Genomic DNA, 19,061 nt, shown 5'->3' with positions numbered 1-19,061 from the left:
CGCCGTCTGCCGCCCACCGCTCCACCTCCCCGGACGGGGCTCTCTTCTCCGCCGCAACGGCGAAATCCCCCACAAGCATCCCGGCGGCGCCAAACACCCCCCAGCCATGGCGCAGCCAAAATCCACAGAAGGCCCCAGACAAACCCCAGCCATGGCGCAGCCAAGAGCCCCCCGCAGGGGACCCCGCCCACCCCGCGCCGGCCAGGCGCTACGCGTCTGCGACCGAGTCGAACTCCACGTCCCCCCGCCCCACCCCGTGGGCATCCGCGTCCACAGACCGCCGCAGCGCCTCATGCAGCTTCGCTGGGGTGAGGACGCCGACGAAGCGGGAGCCGTCCACGACGGCGACCCAGCCCGCGTCGTGCTGGAGCATCACGCCGAAGGCCTGCTTCAGGGGTGCGCCGACGGGCACCCAGGCGTTCATGCGGTGGGCGAGGTCGCCGACGGTGGCGTCGTCCCCGGCGAGGCCGACCTCGTCGACGCCGACCCAGCCGTGCAGGTCGCCGCCCTCGTCGAGGACCATCGCCCAGCGGGCGTCGTCCCCGCGCAGCCGGGCCGCGGCCTGCGCGGCGGACTCGTCGAGGCGGGCGACGGGCGGCTGTTCCAGGTCGTCGACCTCGATCTCGGTGACCGAGAGCCGCTTGAGCCCGCGGTCGGCGCCGACGAACCTGGCGACGTACGGCGTCGCGGGCGTGCCGAGGACGGCGCCCGGCGTGTCGAACTGCTCGATGCGCCCCTGCCCGTACACGGCGACCCGGTCGCCGAGGCGGACGGCCTCCTCGATGTCGTGGGTGACCATCAGGACGGTCTTGCGCACGGTCCGCTGGAGGTTCAGGAACTCGTTCTGGAGCCGTTCGCGCACGACGGGGTCGACGGCGCCGAACGGCTCGTCCATCAGGAGCACCGGCGGGTCGGCGGCGAGGGCGCGGGCCACGCCGACGCGCTGGCGTTGTCCGCCGGAGAGCTGCTCGGGATAGCGCGGCCCGTACGTCTTCGGGTCGAGCCCGACCAGGTCGAGGAGTTCGGCGGCGCGGGCCCGCGCCCTGGCTCGCTTCCAGCCGACGAGGGCGGGCACGGTCGCGGTGTTGTCGAGGACGGTGCGGTGCGGGAAGAGGCCGACCTGCTGGATGACGTAGCCGATGCGGCGCCGTAGGCGTACGGGGTCGACGGCGGCGATGTCCTCGCCGTTGACGTAGATGCGGCCGGAGGTCGGCTCGATGAGCCGGTTCACCATCATCATCGTGGTGGTCTTGCCGCAGCCGGACGGGCCGACGAGCGTGACCAGCTCTCCCTCGGCGACCTCGAAGGAGAGGTCGTCCACGGCCGTCGTGCCGTCCGGGTAGCGCTTGGTCACCTGCTCGAACCGGATCATTCCCTCACGCTAACCGTGCGTGATCCTCCCCGCACACGCTCGGCGACCGCTCAGGCGTCCGCCGTGGGGCTCCCGCTCACCAGGACCACCTCCAGCGTGCGCGGCCCGTGCACACCCTCGACGCGGTCGAGTTCGATGTCGCTGGTCGCGGAAGGGCCGGAGATCCAGGTGAGCGGGCGCCCGGGGTCGAGCCGCTCCAGGGCCTGAGGCACGGAGGAGACGACCTGGTCGGGGACGCGGACGACGCAGATGTGGTGGTCGGGGACGAGGGTGATGCGGCGGCGGCCCTGGTCGGGGGAGCCGTCGAGGACGAGGGTGCCGGTCTCGGCGATCGCGATCGCACAGCCGGTGACGACGCTGTCGGCCCGGTCCAGCTCCGCCGTGGTGCTCGCGGCCCGGTCATGGATGCGGACCGGGTCGGCGGCCGCAAGCCAGCCCGGCGGCAGCGCGGGCGGCACGAGGACGTTCCGGGCGCCGCGATACGCGAGCAGCCGCATCAGCAGGTCCGGCAGCTCGTCCTCGCCCGTGCGGTGCACGATCGCCCGGTAGTCGGCGAGGTTCTCGGCGAGCAGGTCGACGGTCTGCTCGGTGGTGCGTTCGCCGTGCTCGCGCGCGTAGTCCCGGTCGACGGCCGCCTCGTACGGCTCGTCGGGGACCGGGCCGAGCGCCCGGCCGATCCGACCCAGGATGACGTCCTTGGAACTCATGCTCCCGCCTTCCCCTCGTCGGTACGACCCTCGGCGGACGCTGTGCCGGAAGCCGTGCCAGAAGCCGTGCCAGAAGCCGTGCCGGACGACCCCGCAGGTCCCGCGCCGCGTCCCTGCGTGCGCTGCCACCAGTCGCGGAACGACTCCTTCGGCACCGTCGGCAGATCCCGCGTCGCGCTCCACGCCCGGCCCGGCCCCGGCAGCGTCCGGGGGTGCGCGCGCCGGGTCCGTGCGGCGAGGCGCTGTCCGGCCCGCAGCAGCCCCGGCCGGGCGAACACCAGGCCCGCCGCGCGCATGGCGGCCCGCTCGGCCGCGTGGCCGCGGGCGGGCTTGAGGGTCGTTTTCGCGCCGTGGCGGGTGAACTCGCCGCCCTGGACGACGCGTTCGCGCAGGTGCACCAGGACTTCGGGGATGTCGATGGCGACCGGGCACACCTCGTAGCAGGCGCCGCAGAGGCTGGAGGCGTAGGGCAGGGAGGCGTCGATCTCGCTCGCGGTGCCGCGCAGCTGGGGGCTGAGGATGGCGCCGATGGGGCCCGGGTAGACCGAGCCGTAGGCGTGCCCTCCCGCCCGTTCGTAGACGGGGCAGACGTTCAGGCAGGCCGAGCAGCGGATGCAGCGCAGGGCCTGGCGGCCGACCTCGTCGGCGAGGGTGTCGGTGCGGCCGTTGTCGAGGAGCACGAGGTGGAAGGCGGTGGGCCCGTCGCCGTCCGTGGTGCCGGTCCACATCGACGTGTACGGGTTCATGCGCTCGGCCGTCGAGGAGCGCGGCAGGGTCTGCAGGAACACCTCCAGGTCCCGCCACGTCGGCACGACCTTCTCGATGCCGACCACGGAGATCAGCGTCTCGGGCAGCGTCAGGCACATCCGCCCGTTGCCCTCCGACTCCACGACCACCATGGTGCCGGTCTCGGCGACCATGAAGTTCGCCCCCGAGACGCCGACCTTGGCGCGCAGGAACTTCTCCCGCAGGTGCAGCCGGGCGGCCTCGGCGAGTTCGGCGGGCGCGTCCGTCAGGCCGTCCGGGGCGGGGCGGCCCCACTGCGCCATCTCGCGCGCGAAGATGTCGCGGATCTCGCCGCGGTTGCGGTGGATGGCGGGTACGAGGATGTGCGACGGGCGGTCCTTGCCGAGCTGCACGATGAGCTCCGCGAGGTCGGTCTCGTAGGCGTGGATGCCCGCGGCCTCCAGGGCTTCGTTGAGGCCGATCTCCTGCGTGGCCATCGACTTGACCTTGACCACCTCGCGCTCGCCGGTGGCCCGGACCAGATCGGTGACGATGCGGTTCGCCTCGTCCGCGTCGGCGGCCCAGTGCACGGTGCCGCCCGCCGCCGTCACCGCCTCCTCCAGGCGCAGCAGATGCTCGCCGAGGTGGCGCAGCGTGTGGTCCTTGATCTGCCGCCCGGCTTCGCGCAGCCGCGCCCAGTCGTCGAGCTCCGCGACGGCCTTCGCGCGTTTGTCGCGGATGGTGTGGGTGGCGTGGCGCAGATTGGCGCGCAGGGTCGTATCGCGCACGGCGTCGCGCGCCGCCGCGGGGAACGCCGGCATCCCGAGGTACGTGCCGCTCATGACCAGGGCTCCTTCTCCGTGCTCGCCAGGATCTCCGCGAGGTGCACCGGCCGCATCGCCGTGCGCAGGCGCGTCATCGTGCCGCCGAGGTGCATCAGACAGGAGTTGTCCGCCGCGCACAGCACGTCAGCGCCCGTCGACTCGGCGGCGCGCACCTTGTCCGTGCCCATCGCCGCCGAGACGTCGGAGTTCTTCACCGCGAACGTCCCGCCGAAGCCGCAGCACTCCCGCGCGCCCGGCAGCTCCACGAGGTCGAGCCCCTCGACGGCCGCGAGCAGCCGCGTCGGCCGGTCGCCGAGGCCGAGGGAGCGCAGGCCGTGACAGGTCGGGTGGTACGTCACCGTGTGCGGGTAGTACGCGCCCACGTCGGTCACGCCGAGCACGTCCACCAGGAACTCGGTCAGCTCGTACGTCTTCGGCACCACCGGCGCCAGCGTCCGGGCGAGCCCGTCGTCACGGCCCTCGGCGCGCGCCCGCTCGCCCATGCGCGGATACAGCTCCCGCACCATCGACCCGCACGACCCGGACGGCGTCACGATGGCGTCGTACTCCCCGAAGACATCGGAGAAATGCCGGGCGAGCGGCTCCGCCTGATGTCGGTAACCGGTGTTGTAGTGGGCCTGCCCGCAACAGGTCTGCGCCGCCGGGAAGTCCACCTCGACACCCAGCCTGGACAGGAGCTTCACCACGGCCCTGCCCGTGTCGGGATAGAGCGTGTCGTTGACACACGTCAGGAACAGAGCGACGCGCACCGCTGGTTCCTCCTAGTCAGTCATCGGATGCCTCGGTCAGCGTAATCTGGCGAGGGCGCCTTGGGCAGGGGGTGTCGCCTCATGGACGAGGCGGGTCCTCCTGTCGCCCTGAGGGCTCGTCCTCAAACGCCGGACGGGCTGACAGCTTCCTTAGGAGTTGGCTTGAGCGAGACGTACCGACAGCCCGGAGTCGTTCTCAGCGACCGGCGGTTCAGTGTGCCACTGGACCACGACGAGCCCGGCGGTGAGCGGATCGAGCTGTTCGCCCGGGAGTGTGTCGCGGCGGGGCGCGAGGGCGCGGAGCTGCCGTGGCTGGTGTACCTCCAGGGCGGCCCCGGCTTCGGTGCCAACCGGTTCAGCGGCAAGCAGGCGTGGCTCGGCCGCGCCCTGCGCGACTACCGCGTGCTGCTGCTCGACCAGCGCGGCACCGGCAGTTCCACCCCCGCCAACCGGCAGACGCTGCCCCTGCGCGGCGGGCCGCGCGAACAGGCCGACTACCTCGCGCACTTCCGCGCCGACGCGATCGTGCGCGACTGCGAGGCGATCCGGACCGAGGTCACCGGCGGCGCGCCCTGGACCGTCCTCGGCCAGAGCTTCGGCGGCTTCTGCGCGACGCACTACCTGTCGGCCGCGCCCGAGGGGCTCGCGGCGACCCTGATCACCGGCGGCCTCCCGACCCTCGACGGCCACGCCGACGACGTGTACCGCGCCGCGTACCCGCGCATGGAGCGCAAGTCCCTGGCGCACTACGCGCGTTACCCCCAGGACGCCGAGCGGGCCCGCCGCATCGCCGAGTACGTGGCCGAGCACGAGCCCGTCCTGCCCGGCGGCTACCGATTCACCACCGAGGCCTTCCAGTCCCTCGGCATTCTGCTCGGCACCGGCGACGGCACCCACCGGCTGCACTACCTCCTGGAGGACGCCTTCGTGCGGACCCCGGCGGGCCACGCCCTGTCGGACGCCTTCCAGGAGGCCGTCCAGGGCATCCTGTCGTACGCCGGAGCGCCGCTGTACGCCCTGCTGCACGAGGCCTGTTACGCCCAGGGCGGGCGGCCCACCGCCTGGTCCGCGGAGCGGGTGCGGGCCCAGTTCCCGCGCTTCGACGCGGGCAAGAGCCTCGCGGACGGCGCCCCGCCGCTGTTCACCGGCGAGGCCGTGCAGCGCTGGATGTTCGACTCCGACCCCGCCCTGCGCCCGCTGCGGGAGACGGCCGACCTCCTCGCCGACCGCGTCGACTGGCCCGCGCTGTACGACCGTTCACGCCTCGCCGCGAACGAGGTGCCGGTGGCCGCGGCGGTGTACCACGACGACCTGTTCGTCGACACCGAGCACTCCCTGGACACCGCCCGCACGATCCGGGGGCTGCGCACCTGGGTCACGGACGAGTACGAGCACGACGGCCTGCGGGTGAGCGGGCCGCGGGTCCTCGACCGGCTCATCGGCCTGGTGCGCGGCGAACTCTGAACCGGATCCGCCCTGGAGAAGACGCACTGCGACGCGGCGAGCGGCGCACTCTGACCTGGGGATGTGACCTCGTGGTGCCCGGCGCGCACGGTTAGGCTGCGGCCATGACCGACCAGCAGAACAGTGCCGCCGAGCCCACGCAGCTCGCCCCCATGCCCGAGGACTGGCAGCGGGCCCTCGCCGTCGTCGCCCACCCGGACGACCTGGAGTACGGCTGCGCCGGCGCCATCGCCGCGTGGACCGACGCCGGGCGCGAGGTGGTGTACGTGCTCGCCACGCGCGGCGAGGCGGGCATCGACACCCTCGCGCCCGCCGAGGCCGCGCCGCTGCGCGAGCGTGAGCAGCGGGCCAGCGCCGCCGTCGTCGGCGTGGACACCGTCGAGTTCCTCGACCACAAGGACGGGGTGATCGAGTACGGCATCGCGCTGCGCCGCGACATCGCCGCCGCCATCCGCAAGCACAAGCCCGAGCTGGTCATCACCCTCAACCACCGCGACACCTGGGGCGGCGTCGCCTGGAACACCCCCGACCACGTCGCCGTCGGCCGGGCCACGCTGGACGCCGCGTCCGACGCGGGCAACCGCTGGATCTTCCCCGAGCTGTCCGAGCAGGGCCTCGAACCGTGGAACGGCGTGCGCTGGGTCGCCGTCGCGGGCACCAACGCGCCGACCCACGCGGTGGACGCGACCCCCGGCCTGGAGCGGGCCGTCCAGTCCCTGCTCGAACACCGCGCGTACATCGAGGTCCTCACCGACGAGGACCCCGAGAAGTACTGCCGCACCTTCCTCACCGGCTTCGCCGAGCAGCTCGCGCCCCGCTTCGGCGGCAAGCCCGCTGTGGCGTTCGAGGTCTTCAGCCGCTGAGCCGCCGCCCGTAGGCTGACGGTACGTCAGGAACGTACCGCCGGCGCGGGAATGAGGGTCGGACCGGTGATCGACACCGTCAGCACGGACATCCCGGAGGGTGCGGAGCGCCGCCTTCGCCTCGACGTCGAGGACGGCGTCGGCGTCCTCACCCTCTGCCGTCCCGCCAAGCTCAACGCCTGGAGCTGGGAGTCCACCCGCCAACTCGGCCTGTACGCCGACCGCATCCGCTTCGACGACTCGATCCGCGCGGTCCTGCTCCGGGCCGAGGGCCGGGCGTTCTGCGCGGGCATCGACATCACCGCGCCGGGCGGCGCCATCACCGGCCGCTCCGCCGCGGAGCGCACCGGCAACTACTACGAAGGCATCCGCTGGGCGCACGAGCGCTTCCGGGCCTTCGCGGGCCTGCCACAGCCCGTCGTCGCCGCCGTGCAGGGCTACTGCCTGGGCTTCGGCTTCGAACTCGCCCTCATGGCGGACGTCCGGATCGCCGCCGACGACGCGGTGTTCGCCCTGCCCGAGGCCCGGCTCGGCGTCGCCGTCGACGCGGGCGGTGACCTGCGCGTCGCCCGGGATGCGGGCGCGGGCTGGGCCAAGTACCTCGCTCTGACCGGCCGCCGCATCGACGCCGCCACCGCGGCCCGCCTCCACCTCGCCCAACTCGTCGTGCCCCGCACCGACCTGGAGCCGACCGCACGGGAGGTGGCCGCCGAGATCGCCGCGAACGCGCCCCTCGCCGTGCGGGGTGTGAAGCGGGACATCGACGCCTACGCGGACGCGGGTCTCGGCCGGGCGCTGGACCGCGTGGCGATGACCGCGGCGGTCACGCTGACGTCGGAGGACGTGGGGGAGGGGTACGCGGCGAAGGCGGGCGGGCGGGAGGCGGAGTTCGAGGGGAAGTGAGGGGCAGGGGCCCGGGGCGGGCCGGACCGTCCGGTACTTCCCGGGTTACCGCGAGGCCTACTTGGCCGACTGGGGGCGGGGCACCGCCAGCGCGCAGGGCTGGGACGCGGAGGAGCGCTTCGAGGAGATCAAGCAGGCGATCCTGGAGAACTACCGGGCACTTGAGCTGACCAGGTGACCCGGTCCCGACGGACTCACGCCCGCCCCAACTGCTCCCGCACCGGCACCACCGCAGGGTTCACCAGCGACCGCCGCTGCCAGTTCGCGCCGTCGACCACCAGCGTGTGGCCCGTGATGAAGCGGGCGTAGGGGGAGGCCAGGAACGTGGCCGCCCAGCCGAGTTCGCGCGGGGCGCCGACGCGGAGGGCGGGCTGGCGGGTGGCCAGGGCGTGGTCCGGGCCGAGGCCGTCGCGGATGTCCCGGGGCAGGTCCTCGTGCGGCATCAGGCCCGGCACCAGGCCGTTGACCTGGATGCCGTACGGCCCCCACTCCACCGCCAGCGTCTCGACCAGACTCTTCACTCCCGCCTTCGCCGCCGCGCTGTGCGCGAAGCCGGGCCCGCCCGTCCAGGCGTAGGACGCGCCGATGTTGATGACGGAGCCGGGGGAGCCCGCAGCGAGGTGGCGGCGCGCGAACTCGCGCGTCATGAAGAACGTGCCGGTGAGCGTCGCGTCCAGGACCGCGCGCCAGGCGTTGGGTGACATCTCCTCGGCGGGTACGGGGAAGTTCGCCGCCGCGTTGTTCACCAGGACGCCGGGCAGGCCGTACGCGGACTCGGCGGCGTCGAAGGCGGCGGCCACCCGGTCCGGGTCGCGGATGTCGCACACCGCCGTCGCCACCCGGCCGCCCAGCTCGGACAGCTCCGCGCGCGCCGCCGTCAGCCGTTGTTCATTACGGCTCGCGATCACCAAATCAGCGCCGAGGCGGGCGAATTCGGCCGCGATCGCCCGGCCTAGGCCGCTGCCGCCGCCGGTGACCAGGGCGACGGTGCCGTCGAAGGTGCCGGGTGGTAGGGCGCTCGCTCCGGGTGGGGGAGGGGTGGGGAGGCCGGGAAGCGGGGGCGTGCCGGGGGCGGTGCGTGCGTCGTCTGTGGGCGTCCCGTCTGTGGGTGTGCCGTCGGTGGTGGGCCCTTGGGCGCCGTCGCTCGTCATGGGCGCATCGATAGCGCGGCGGCTCGCAAAGTTCCAGAGGCGGCGCGGGGCAGTACCGGACAGCACGGGATGGGGCGGGGTGGGGCACCATCAAGGTGCTGGATTGACATATCGGCTTGCTGATTCTGCAATGGGAGCATGGGAAGCGCAAAGAAGTCCGACGTCCACGACCCGCACGACTCCGCCCCTGCCTCCGGCCCGCACGACTCCACCCTCGCCTCCGGCCCGCACGACTCTCCCCTCGCCCCCGACTCCGGATCCGGCGACGACACCGACAAGGTCCTCACCGCCGTCGGCCCCCGCCTCCGCAAGATCCGCAAGGAGCGCGGCGCCACCCTCGCCGGGCTTTCCGAGGCCACCGGTATCTCCGTCAGCACCCTGTCCCGCCTGGAGTCGGGCGGGCGCAGGCCCAGCCTCGAACTGCTCCTGCCCATCGCCCGCGCCCACCAGGTGCCCCTCGACGAGCTGGTCGGCGCCCCGCCGGTGGGTGACCCGCGGGTGCGGGCCAAGCCGATCGTCCGGCACGGGCGGACGATGGTGCCGCTGACCCGGCAGCCCGGCGGGCTCCAGGCGTACAAGGTCATCGAGCCCCCGCGCACCGACACGCCCGACCCGCGGACCCATGAGGGCTACGAGTGGCTGTACGTCCTCTCGGGGCGGCTGCGCCTCGTGCTCGCCGAGCACGACGTGGTGCTCGGCCCCGGCGAGGCGGCGGAGTTCGACACGCGCGTGCCGCACTGGTTCGGGTCCACGGGGGAGGGTCCGGTGGAGTTCCTGAGCCTCTTCGGGCCGCAGGGGGAGCGCATGCACGTACGGGCGCGGCCCGCGGTGAAGGGCGGCAAGAGGGAGTAAGCGGGAGTAAGAGGGAGCAAGGGGGAGTGAGGGAGGGGGTGCCGCCGGTGCGGGCCGCGCTGTTCCCTTCCGGGCAAGCGACCGCTTAGTATGCATCCTGAGCACGGTCGACTACAGCGTGGAGGCCCCGCATGCGCGCATGGCACGTACACCGCAACGGCGAGCCGGGCGAGGTGATGCGGCTCGAAGAGGCGGAGCGGCCCGTGCCCGGCGACGGGCAGGTGCTCCTGAAGGTCCGCGCCGCGAACATCAACTTCCCCGACGCGCTGCTCTGCCGGGGGCAGTACCAGATCACCCCGCCGCTGCCGTTCACGCCGGGCGTGGAGATCTGCGGCGAGACCGAGGACGGGCGGCGCGTCATCGCCAACCCGGCGCTGCCGCACGGCGGCCTCGCCGAGTACGCCGTCGCGGACGCCGCCGCCCTGCTGCCCGCGCCGGACGCCCTCGACGACGCGGAGGCCGCCGCGCTGCACATCGGCTACCAGACCGGCTGGTTCGGGCTGCACCGGCGCGCGCACCTCAAGGAGGGCGAGACGCTGCTCGTGCACGCGGCCGCGGGCGGCGTCGGCAGTGCGGCCGTGCAGCTCGGCAGGGCGGCGGGCGCCCGCGTCATCGGCGTCGTCGGCGGCCCGGAGAAGGCCGAGGTCGCGCGCGGGCTCGGCTGCGACCTGGTGATCGACCGGCGCGCCGACGACATCGTGGGCGCCGTGAAGGAGGCCACCGGCGGCCGCGGCGCCGACGTCGTGTACGACCCGGTCGGCGGCGACGCCTACGCCAAGTCCGCCAAGTGCGTGGCCTTCGAGGGCCGCATCCTCGTCGTCGGCTTCGCGAGCGGCGCCATCCCGACGCCCGCCCTCAATCACGCCCTGGTGAAGAACTACTCGATCGTCGGTCTGCACTGGGGCCTGTACAACACCAAGGACCCGCGCGCCGTCCTGGAGTGCCACGACCACCTCACCGAGCTGGCCGCGAAGGGCGCCGTCAAGCCCCTGGTGAGCGAGCGCCTGCCGCTCGGCCGGGCCGCGGCCGCCGTTCAGCGCGTCGCCGACGGCACCACCACCGGCCGCGTGACCGTGCTGCCCGCCCTCCCCGAGGAGGCCGCCGCATGACGGACGCCGCCGCACTCCGCCGCCGCACCCAGGACCTGCTCGCCGCGCACCCCCCGGCGACCACGGACCGCACCGATTTCCTGAAGGCCCGCTTCGACGCCGGACTGGCCTGGGTGCACTACCCCGAAGGCCTCGGCGGCCTGGGCGCCCCGCGCACCCTGCAGGCCGTCGTGGACGCCGAGCTGGAGGCCGCGGGCGCGCCCGACAACGACCCGCGCCGCATCGGCATCGGCCTCGGCATGGCCGCGCCCACCATCCTCGGCTTCGGCACGGACGAGCAGAAGCGCCGCTTCCTGCGGCCCCTGTGGGTCGGCGAGGAGGTGTGGTGCCAGCTGTTCAGCGAGCCCGGCGCCGGATCCGACCTCGCGGCGCTCGGCACCCGCGCCGTCCGCGACGGCGAGAGCTGGGCCGTGGACGGGCAGAAGGTGTGGACGTCCAGCGCGCACGTCGCCCGCTGGGGCATCCTCATCGCCCGCACCGACCCGGACGTGCCCAAGCACCGCGGCATCACGTACTTCATCTGCGACATGACCGACCCCGGCGTCGAGGTGCGGCCGCTGCGCCAGATCACCGGCGAAGCCGAGTTCAACGAGGTCTTCCTCAGCGGCGTGCGCATCCCCGACACCCGCCGCCTCGGCGCGGTCGGCGAGGGCTGGAAGGTCGCGCAGACGACCCTCATGAACGAGCGCGTCTCCATCGGCGGCATGCGCATCCCCCGCGAGGGCGGCATGATCGGCCCCGTCGCCGAGGCCTGGCGCGAACGCCCCGAACTGCGCACCCACGACCTGCACCAGCGCCTGCTCACCCTCTGGGTGGAGGCGGAGGTCGCCCGGCTCACCGGCGACCGCCTGCGCCAGCAGCTCGCCCAGGGCCAGCCGGGACCCGAAGGCTCCGGCATGAAGCTCGGCTTCGCCCGCCTCAACCAGGAGATCAGCGGTCTGGAGGTGGAACTCCTCGGCGACGAGGGCCTGTTGTACGACGACTGGACGATGCGCCGGCCCGACCAGGTCGACTTCACCGGGCGCGAGGCGGGCTACCGCTATCTGCGCTCCAAGGGCAACAGCATCGAGGGCGGGACCAGCGAGGTCCTGCTCAACATCGTCGCCGAGCGCGTTCTCGGCCTGCCGTCGGAACCGCGCACCGACAAGGACGTCGCCTGGAAGGACCTGACTCGATGACGACGCAGAGTGACCTGCTGTACACGGAGGAAGAAGAGGCGCTGCGCTCCGCCGTGCGCTCCCTCCTGGCCGATCGCTGCGACCCGGCCGACGTCCTCGCCCGCACCGAGTCGGAGCAGCCGCACGACCGCGAGCTGTGGAAGACCCTCGCCGACAGCATGGGCCTCGCCGGTCTCCTGGTGCCCGAGGACCGCGGCGGGCAGGGCGCCACGCACCGCGAAGCGGCCGTCGTCCTGGAGGAGTTGGGGCGCGCGGTGGCACCGGTGCCGTATCTGACGAGCGCCGTCATCGCCACCGAGACGCTCCTCGCCTGCACCGGTGACCCGGCGGCGGAGCTGCTCGCCGCGCTCGCGTCCGGCCGTACCGTGGGCGCGCTCGCCGTGCCCTTCGCCACCGCGCCGGGCGCGGTCCACACCAGGGTCCGGCACGAGGGCGGCGCCCTGCGCGGCGAGGTGACCGGCGTCGCGGACGCGGCCGTCGCCGACATCCTGCTCGTCCCCGCCGACGGCGGCCTCTTCGCCGTCGACACCGGCCGCGACGGCGCCACCGTCACCCCGCTGACCTCCCTCGACCGCACCCGCCCGCTGGCCACCGTCACCCTCGACGGCGCCCCCGCGCGCCTGCTCGCCGAGGGCGCGGAAGCGGACGCGGCCGTCCGCCTCGGCCTGCGCTCCGGGGCCGGACTGCTCGCCTCCGAGCAACTCGGCCTCGCCGAATGGTGCTTGACGCAGACCGTCGCCTATCTGAAGGAACGCCACCAGTTCAACCGGCCCGTCGGCTCCTTCCAGGCCCTCAAGCACCGCCTCGCCGACCTCTGGCTGCGCGTGGTCAACACCCGCGCCGCCGCCCGGCACGCCGCCGACGCCCTCGCCACCGGCAGCGACGAGCCGAACCTCGCGGCGGCCCTCGCGCAGGCCTACGCGGCCCCCGTCGCGGTGCGCGCCGCCGAGGAGGCGCTCCAGCTGCACGGCGGTATCGGCATGACGTGGGAGCACCCCGTCCATCTGTACCTGAAGCGGGCCAAGGCCGACTCGATCGCTCTGGGCACGGCGGGACGGCACCGGACGGAATTGGCCGACCTGGTCGACCTCCCCGCGCCCGCAACGCCCTGACCTGGTCGTAGTCCCGGAGCCGTATGGGACCCGGCCATTACCCGCCCATTACATGAGGCATAATTGCGAGCCATTCGCAATAACACTTGATCTTGTGTAGGGGTGTGGAGCATGAGGGCCGGATCGATACGTGGCACCGGTGCCGTCGCGGCGGCGGCCGCATTGGCGGTCGCCGCCACGGCCTGCTCGGCGCCGGACGACGGCAAGGGCGGTGGCGGCGCCAAGACGTCCGCCGTCGTCGGCATCGCGTACGAGCCCGAGACCCTGAGCCCGCTCCTCGGCTACGGCAAGGACGGCAACTCCAAGATCTTCGACGGGCTGCTCACACACGACGCGGACATGAAGCTGCGGCCCGCGCTCGCCGCGAAGCTGCCGAAGGTCGGCGACGACGGCAAGACGTACACGTACGAGCTGCGCAAGGGCGTCAAGTTCAGCGACGGCAAGCCTTTCACGGCCAAGGACGTCGTCTTCACGTACGAGACCATCCTCGACAAGAAGACGAACAACGCCTCCAAGACCGAGCTGGACGCCCTCAAGAGCGTCGAGGCCAAGGGCGACGGCACCGTCGTCTTCCACCTCAAGTACCCCTACGCGCCGTTCGCCGAGCGGACCGTCCTGCCCATCGCGCCCCAGCACATCGCGGGCAAGCAGGACGTGAACACCGGCGCCTTCACCACCAAGCCCGTCGGCACCGGACCGTACGAGCTGGTGAAGTGGTCCAAGGGCGAGAAGCTCGTCTTCAAGGCCAACCCCGGCTACTGGGGCGGTGCGCCGAAGGTCAAGAACTTCACCATGGCCATCGTCAAGGACGACGACGTGCGCGCGACCCGCCTGCGCACCGGCGACCTCGACGGCGCCATCCTGCCGCCCAACCTCGCCAAGACGTTCGAGTCCGACGGTGGCAAGCAGACGTACGCCGCCAAGACCTTCGACTACCGCGTCGTGACCCTGCCGACCGGCAACAAGGTCGCGGGCGACACCGACATCCGGCGCGCCCTCGACGTCGGCGTGGACCGCAAGACCATGGTCGACCAGATCCTGGAGGGCGCGGGCAAGGAGGCCTACGGCCCGGTGCCGACGGACAGCCCCTGGTTCACCAAGGGCACCGAGCGGAAGTTCGACGTCGAGGCGGCCAAGAAGATCCTCGACGACGCCGGCTGGAAGCCCGGCAAGGACGGCATCCGCGAGAAGGACGGCGTCCAGGCGAAGTTCCCCCTCTGGTACCTCACCGGCGACAAGCTCCGCCAGGACCACGCCCTCGCCTACGCGTCCGACGCCAAGAAGCTCGGCATCAAGGCCGAGGTGCAGTCCGGCACCTGGGAGGTCATCGAGCCCCGCATGGCCAAGGACGCGGTCCTCGCGGGCGGCGGCTCCCCGGCCGACCCGGACTTCGACCAGTACACGCTCCTGAACTCCGCGCTCGCCGGTGACGGCTTCAACAACATGGCGCACTACGACAACCCCAAGGTCGACAAGGCCCTGGAGGACGCCCGCAGGAGCGGTGACCACGCGAAGCGCCAGGCCGCGTACGACACGATCCAGCGCGAGCTGGTCAAGAACCCCGGCTACACCTTCCTCACCCACATCGACCACCTGTACGTGGTGAACAAGTCCTTCGGTGAGCTGTCCACGCAGGTCGAGCCGCACGACCACGGCCTCGCGTCCGGCCCGTGGTGGAACGTCGAGGACTGGCAGCCGAACAAGTGACGTCGGCTCCCACCGAGTCCGCCGACCCCACCGAGTCCGCCGGGCCCGCCCCGGCGGCCGGGCGGGGGCGGCGGGCGCTGCCCTGGGGCCCGATGGCGCGGCTCGCGGGACGGCGGGCGGTGTTCGCCGTCCCCGTCCTGCTCATCGTCACCTTCGGCGTCTTCGCCGTCGCCGAGGCCTCGCCCTTCGACCCCGTCAAGGCGTACGCGGGCACGGCCGGACTCACCGCGTCCCAGGAGAACCTCGACCAGCTGCGCGCCAACCTCGGCGTCGACAAGCCGCTGGTCGAGCGCTGGTGGGACTGGCTGACCGCCGCCCTCCGGGGCGACTTCGGGGACTCCCACACGCTGCGCCAGCCCGTCGCCGACGCCATCGGTGAACGCATCGGCTGGTCGGTGCTCCTCGCCGCGACCGCCTTCGTCCTCGCGATCCTGCTCGGCTCGGCCCTCGGCGTGCTCGCCGCACGCCGCCCCGGCGGCTGGCTCGACCGGTGCGTGACCTCGCTCGCGTACACCCTGGAGGCCGCGCCGCCGTTCTGGCTAGGCCTGCTCGCCGTGTGGTTCTTCGCCCTCAAGCTGGGCGTGCTGCCCGCGGGCGGTCTCACCGACACCTCCAGCACGGTGGTGACGGCCGGGCAGGTCACCCACCATCTCGTCCTGCCCGCCGCCGTCCTCGCCGTCTCCCAGCTTCCCTGGTTCGTCCTGTACGTACGCCAGGGTGTCGGCGACGCGCTCGGCGACGACCCCGTCCGGGGCGCCCGCGCGCGCGGCCTCGCCGAGCGGACCGTGCTCCTCAAGCACGCCTTCCGCTCCGGCATGCTGCCCGTGCTCACCCTCGTCGGCTCCCGCGTGCCCGAGCTCATCACCGGCGCGCTCCTCGTCGAGACCGTCTTCAGCTGGCCCGGCATCGCCGCCGCGACCGTGCAGGCCGCCACCTCCGTGGACTTCCCCCTGCTCGCCGCCCTGACCGCGCTCGCCACCGTCGCGGTCCTGCTCGGCAACCTCCTCGCGGACCTGCTGTACGGGCTCGCCGACCCGAGGGTGGGATTCGATGGCTGACACCCGCAGTCCGCAGGCCGAGGTGTCGAAGGCCGACGCCGCCGCCCAGGTCACCTGGCGCTCCGCGACCGGCCGCGCCGCCGCGGGTACCCGCAGGGCGTCCCGCTCCACCCGCGCGTGGCGGGTCTGGAGCTCCGCCGCGATCGTCGCGGCCGTCGTCCTCGCCGTGCTGATCGTGCCGCCCCTCGTCGACCTCGACGAACAGGCCGTGCACCTCGCCGACAAGCTCCTGCCGCCGTCCCTGGAGCACCCCTTCGGCACCGACGACGTGGGCCGCGACCTGCTCCTGCGGTGCGTGTACGGGCTGCGTGTCTCGCTGCTCGTCGGTGTGGTCGCCGCCGTCGTGGCCACCGTCATCGGCACCGCCGTGGGCGCGCTCGCCGCCGCGTCCGGCGGCTGGGTGGACCGCGTCGTCATGCGGCTCGTGGACGTCTTCTCGTCCGTGCCGCACCTGCTGCTCGGCATCTTCATCGTGGCGATGTTCCGGCCCGGCGTCTGGCCCGTCGTGATCTCCGTGGCCCTCACACACTGGCTGTCCACGGCCCGCATCGTGCGCGCCGAGGTCCTCTCGCTGCGCTCGCGGCCCTACATCGACGCCGCCATCTCCGGCGGCGCGTCCCGCTGGCGCGTGACCGTGCGGCACCTGCTCCCCGGCGTCCTGCCTCAGGCCGGGCTCGCCGCCGTTCTCATGGTCCCGCACGCCATCTGGCACGAGTCCGCCCTGTCCTTCCTCGGCCTCGGCCTGCCCACCCACCAGGCCAGCCTCGGCACCCTCGTCCAGGGCGCCCGCAGCTCCCTCCTGGCCGGCGACTGGTGGCCCACGCTCTTCCCCGGCCTGTTCATCATCGTGCCGACCCTCGCCATCGCGGGCCTCGCGGGCGCCTGGCGCGACCGGATCAACCCGCGCCGCCGATCGGAGCTGATGCTGTGAGTGGGTCGCCCACCGGGGCCGAGGCCGAGCCGGCCGTGACCGAGGCCGAGCCTGTCACTGCTGTGGATGCCGATGCCGATGCCGATGCCGCCGCCGTGGCGGCGCCCCCGCCCGTCCTCTCTGTACGCGGCCTCTCCGTCCGCTTCCGCATGCGCGGCGGCGCCCACGTGGCCGCCGTCACCGACGCGCGGTTCGACCTCGCCGCGGGCGAGTGCCTCGCGCTCGTCGGCGAGAGCGGGTGCGGCAAGTCCGTGCTGGCCTCCGCGCTGCTCGGCCTGCTGCCCGAGAACGCCCAGACGGCCGGGGCCGCGCTCCTCGGCGACGGCACCGACCTGCTCACCGCCGACGAGCGCACCCTCGCCCGCACCGTGCGCGGGCGGCGCGTCGGCCTCGTACCGCAGAGCCCGGCCGCGCATCTGACCCCCGTCCGCACCGTGCGCTCCCAGCTGGAGGAGACGCTGCGGGAGCTGACGGGTGTGCGCCGGCCCGCGCTGCGTGAGGCGGGCGAGGCCGCCGCCGAGCGCGCCGCGTTCCCCGCCGGGCACCTCGACCGCTACCCGCACGAGCTGTCCGGCGGACTCGCCCAGCGCGCCGCGACCGCCCTCGCGCTCATCGGCGACGCCCCTCTGCTCCTCGCGGACGAGCCCACCACCGGCCTCGACCGCGAGCTGGTCGACCGCACCGTCGACGAACTGCGGCGGCACGTCGGGGACGACCGCGCGCTGCTGATGATCACCCATGACCTGGCGGCGGCCGAGCGGATCGCCGACCGCGTGGCCGTGATGTACGCGAGCCGCATCGTCGAGATCGCCGACGCCGCCGACTTCTTCGGCGACCCGGGGCCACGCCACCCCTACGCGCGCGGGCTGCTCGACGCGCTGCCCGACCGGGAGTTCAGGCCCGTACCCGGCATGCCGCCCGAGCTGTCCGCGCTGCCCGAGGGCTGCGCGTTCGCCGCGCGCTGCGAGCGGGCCGACGAGGCCTGCGCGGTCGTGCCCGTGCTCCCGGCGGAGCCTTCGTCGGGCGCCGCCTGCCACCACCCGGTCGCCGCCGCCCTGGAGGCGTCCCGTGCTTGAACTGCGTTCCCTGACCGCCGGATACGACCGCCGTGACCCCGTCGTCCGCGAGGTCAGCCTGACCGTCGGGCCCGGCGAGTCCGTCGGCCTGCTCGGCCCCAGCGGCTGCGGCAAGTCGACCCTCGCGCGCGTCGCGGCACTCCTGCACCGGCCCGACCGGGGTGAGGTCGTCATCGACGGAGAGCCCGCACGCGGCTGGCGCCATCGCGCGCCGCGCGCCCAGCGCACCGCGTTCGGCGTCGTCTTCCAGCAGCCCCGGCTCTCCGCCGACCCGCGCCTCACCCTCACGCAGCTCATCGCCGAACCCCTGCGCGCCACCGGACGAGGCGCCGAAGCCCCCGACCGCGTACGGGACCTCGCGCGCACCGTCGGCCTCGGCGAGGACCTGCTCACCCGCCGCCCGCACGAGGTCAGCGACGGCCAGCTCCAACGCGCCTGCCTGGCCCGGGCGCTGGTCCTGCGCCCGCGCTGGCTCATCTGCGACGAGATGACGGCGATGCTGGACGCGTCGACGACGGCGGCGCTGGTGACGGCGGTGGAGGACTACCGCGCGGACAGCGGCGCGGGCCTCCTCGCGGTCGGCCACGACAAGGTGCTCCTCGAGCGGTGGTGCGACCGGACGGTGCACTGGGACGAGCTGACGCGGGCGTAGGGCGGCGGCGGGACCGACCGGCTCCGGCTCGCGGTCCGCCACGAGGCTGCCGTCCTCGTCGGCACCGTCACCGAGCGCCGTACTGGTCCGACGACAACTCGAACACGCGAACTCGCCGACCGCTGGTGGGATTGACGGTCTCACGGACCGGACGCATCCCCAGTTTGACCATGATCCGTTCGGAGGCGTCGTTGCCCACCTGGGCGATGCTGACGATCCGCTCGAGACCTCGCTCTTCGAATCCGAACCGTACGGCGGCCGCGGCGGCCTCGGTGGCCAGGCCCTGCCCCCAGTGCGGACGGCCAAGGCGCCAGCCGACCTCGACCGCCGGCAGTACCTCCGGCAAGAAGTGCGGCACCGAAAGGCCGGTGAAGCCGGCCAGCTCGCCGGTGGACCGTATCTCCACGGCGAACAGGCCGAAGCCCCGTGACTCCCACTCGCTCTCCCAGGCCCGGATCCCGTCGCGGGTCTGCTGTCCGTCACGGACGCTGCCGTCCCGGATCCACCGCATGACCTCGGGGTCGGCGTTGACGGCAGCCATGGGCGCGACGTCCTCGTCGCGCCAACGCCGCAGGATCAGACGGGGAGTCTCAAGGGTGACCATCC

General features: G+C 73.4%; 18 protein-coding genes. 12 read left to right on the top strand and 6 right to left on the bottom strand.

Annotated features, from left to right (window positions below; all coding sequences use genetic code 11):
- Window positions 1–208: 208 nt before the first annotated feature.
- The 4 genes from OO63_RS08940 to OO63_RS08925 are packed head-to-tail and all read right to left on the bottom strand — an operon-like array spanning window position 209 to window position 4,399.
- Window positions 209–1,372, bottom strand: coding sequence for an ABC transporter ATP-binding protein (locus OO63_RS08940; protein WP_031192346.1), 1,164 nt, complete (start codon window positions 1,370–1,372; stop codon window positions 209–211).
- A gap of 50 nt (window positions 1,373–1,422) precedes the next feature.
- Window positions 1,423–2,079, bottom strand: coding sequence for a LutC/YkgG family protein (locus OO63_RS08935; protein WP_031192345.1), 657 nt, complete (start codon window positions 2,077–2,079; stop codon window positions 1,423–1,425).
- Window positions 2,076–3,647, bottom strand: a complete 1,572-nt coding sequence (locus tag OO63_RS08930; RefSeq protein ID WP_051810669.1) for a lactate utilization protein B — start codon at window positions 3,645–3,647, stop codon at window positions 2,076–2,078. Before OO63_RS08930 ends, OO63_RS08935 begins: the two co-directional genes overlap by 4 nt.
- A complete protein-coding gene (locus OO63_RS08925) occupies window positions 3,644–4,399 on the bottom strand; it encodes a (Fe-S)-binding protein (RefSeq protein ID WP_031192343.1) in 756 nt (251 codons plus the stop codon). Before OO63_RS08925 ends, OO63_RS08930 begins: the two co-directional genes overlap by 4 nt.
- 162 nt (window positions 4,400–4,561) lie before the next feature.
- Between OO63_RS08925 and OO63_RS08920 the strand changes: the two genes are divergently transcribed.
- From OO63_RS08920 to OO63_RS08910, 3 genes are all read left to right on the top strand, one after another.
- Window positions 4,562–5,863 carry an alpha/beta fold hydrolase gene (locus tag OO63_RS08920; protein WP_030363778.1) on the top strand — a complete coding sequence of 434 codons (1,302 nt, stop codon included), beginning with the start codon at window positions 4,562–4,564 and terminating at the stop codon, window positions 5,861–5,863.
- A gap of 104 nt (window positions 5,864–5,967) precedes the next feature.
- Entirely contained in the window at window positions 5,968–6,726 is a 759-nt protein-coding gene (locus OO63_RS08915; RefSeq protein ID WP_031192342.1) for a PIG-L deacetylase family protein, read from the top strand.
- A gap of 66 nt (window positions 6,727–6,792) precedes the next feature.
- Window positions 6,793–7,629, top strand: a complete 837-nt coding sequence (locus tag OO63_RS08910) for an enoyl-CoA hydratase/isomerase family protein (protein WP_031192341.1) — start codon at window positions 6,793–6,795, stop codon at window positions 7,627–7,629.
- Window positions 7,630–7,823: 194 nt separating this feature from the next.
- Here OO63_RS08910 and OO63_RS08905 read toward each other — a convergent pair whose 3' ends face one another.
- Window positions 7,824–8,780, bottom strand: coding sequence for an SDR family oxidoreductase (locus OO63_RS08905; protein WP_031192340.1), 957 nt, complete (start codon window positions 8,778–8,780; stop codon window positions 7,824–7,826).
- A gap of 138 nt (window positions 8,781–8,918) precedes the next feature.
- On the opposite strand from OO63_RS08905, the gene OO63_RS08900 reads away from it, so the two are divergent.
- The 9 genes from OO63_RS08900 to OO63_RS08860 all read left to right on the top strand — a co-directional run bounded on the left by OO63_RS08900 (window position 8,919) and on the right by OO63_RS08860 (window position 18,455).
- Window positions 8,919–9,632, top strand: a complete 714-nt coding sequence (locus OO63_RS08900) for a helix-turn-helix domain-containing protein (protein ID WP_078619026.1) — start codon at window positions 8,919–8,921, stop codon at window positions 9,630–9,632.
- A 131-nt stretch (window positions 9,633–9,763) separates the two neighbouring features.
- The gene (locus OO63_RS08895; protein WP_031192338.1) at window positions 9,764–10,741 is read left to right on the top strand and encodes an NADPH:quinone oxidoreductase family protein; all 978 of its coding nucleotides are present in this window, start codon (window positions 9,764–9,766) and stop codon (window positions 10,739–10,741) included.
- A complete protein-coding gene (locus OO63_RS08890; protein ID WP_031192337.1) occupies window positions 10,738–11,919 on the top strand; it encodes an acyl-CoA dehydrogenase family protein in 1,182 nt (393 codons plus the stop codon). The genes OO63_RS08895 and OO63_RS08890 overlap by 4 nt, the downstream gene beginning before the upstream one ends.
- Window positions 11,916–13,031 carry an acyl-CoA dehydrogenase family protein gene (locus tag OO63_RS08885; RefSeq protein WP_031192336.1) on the top strand — a complete coding sequence of 372 codons (1,116 nt, stop codon included), beginning with the start codon at window positions 11,916–11,918 and terminating at the stop codon, window positions 13,029–13,031. The genes OO63_RS08890 and OO63_RS08885 overlap by 4 nt, the downstream gene beginning before the upstream one ends.
- Before the next feature lie 111 nt (window positions 13,032–13,142).
- The gene (locus OO63_RS08880; protein ID WP_031192335.1) at window positions 13,143–14,738 is read left to right on the top strand and encodes an ABC transporter substrate-binding protein; all 1,596 of its coding nucleotides are present in this window, start codon (window positions 13,143–13,145) and stop codon (window positions 14,736–14,738) included.
- A gap of 92 nt (window positions 14,739–14,830) precedes the next feature.
- Complete coding sequence (locus OO63_RS08875; protein WP_031192334.1) at window positions 14,831–15,796, top strand: ABC transporter permease; 966 nt, start codon at window positions 14,831–14,833, stop codon at window positions 15,794–15,796.
- Window positions 15,789–16,727 carry an ABC transporter permease gene (locus OO63_RS08870; RefSeq protein ID WP_051810668.1) on the top strand — a complete coding sequence of 313 codons (939 nt, stop codon included), beginning with the start codon at window positions 15,789–15,791 and terminating at the stop codon, window positions 16,725–16,727. The genes OO63_RS08875 and OO63_RS08870 overlap by 8 nt, the downstream gene beginning before the upstream one ends.
- Before the next feature lie 35 nt (window positions 16,728–16,762).
- A complete protein-coding gene (locus OO63_RS08865) occupies window positions 16,763–17,803 on the top strand; it encodes an ABC transporter ATP-binding protein (protein WP_397622203.1) in 1,041 nt (346 codons plus the stop codon).
- Window positions 17,796–18,455, top strand: coding sequence for an ABC transporter ATP-binding protein (locus OO63_RS08860; RefSeq protein WP_030363802.1), 660 nt, complete (start codon window positions 17,796–17,798; stop codon window positions 18,453–18,455). Before OO63_RS08865 ends, OO63_RS08860 begins: the two co-directional genes overlap by 8 nt.
- A gap of 67 nt (window positions 18,456–18,522) precedes the next feature.
- Here the strand turns inward: OO63_RS08860 and OO63_RS08855 are convergent, their stop codons facing one another.
- Window positions 18,523–19,059: a GNAT family N-acetyltransferase gene (locus tag OO63_RS08855; RefSeq protein ID WP_031192331.1), complete on the bottom strand. Its 537-nt coding sequence runs from the start codon at window positions 19,057–19,059 to the stop codon at window positions 18,523–18,525.
- Window positions 19,060–19,061 lie beyond the last annotated feature (2 nt).

It is taken from the genome of Streptomyces alboflavus (assembly GCF_000716675.1).
Classification (GTDB): domain Bacteria; phylum Actinomycetota; class Actinomycetes; order Streptomycetales; family Streptomycetaceae; genus Streptomyces; species Streptomyces alboflavus.
This window is presented reverse-complemented; position numbering and strand designations above follow the sequence as displayed.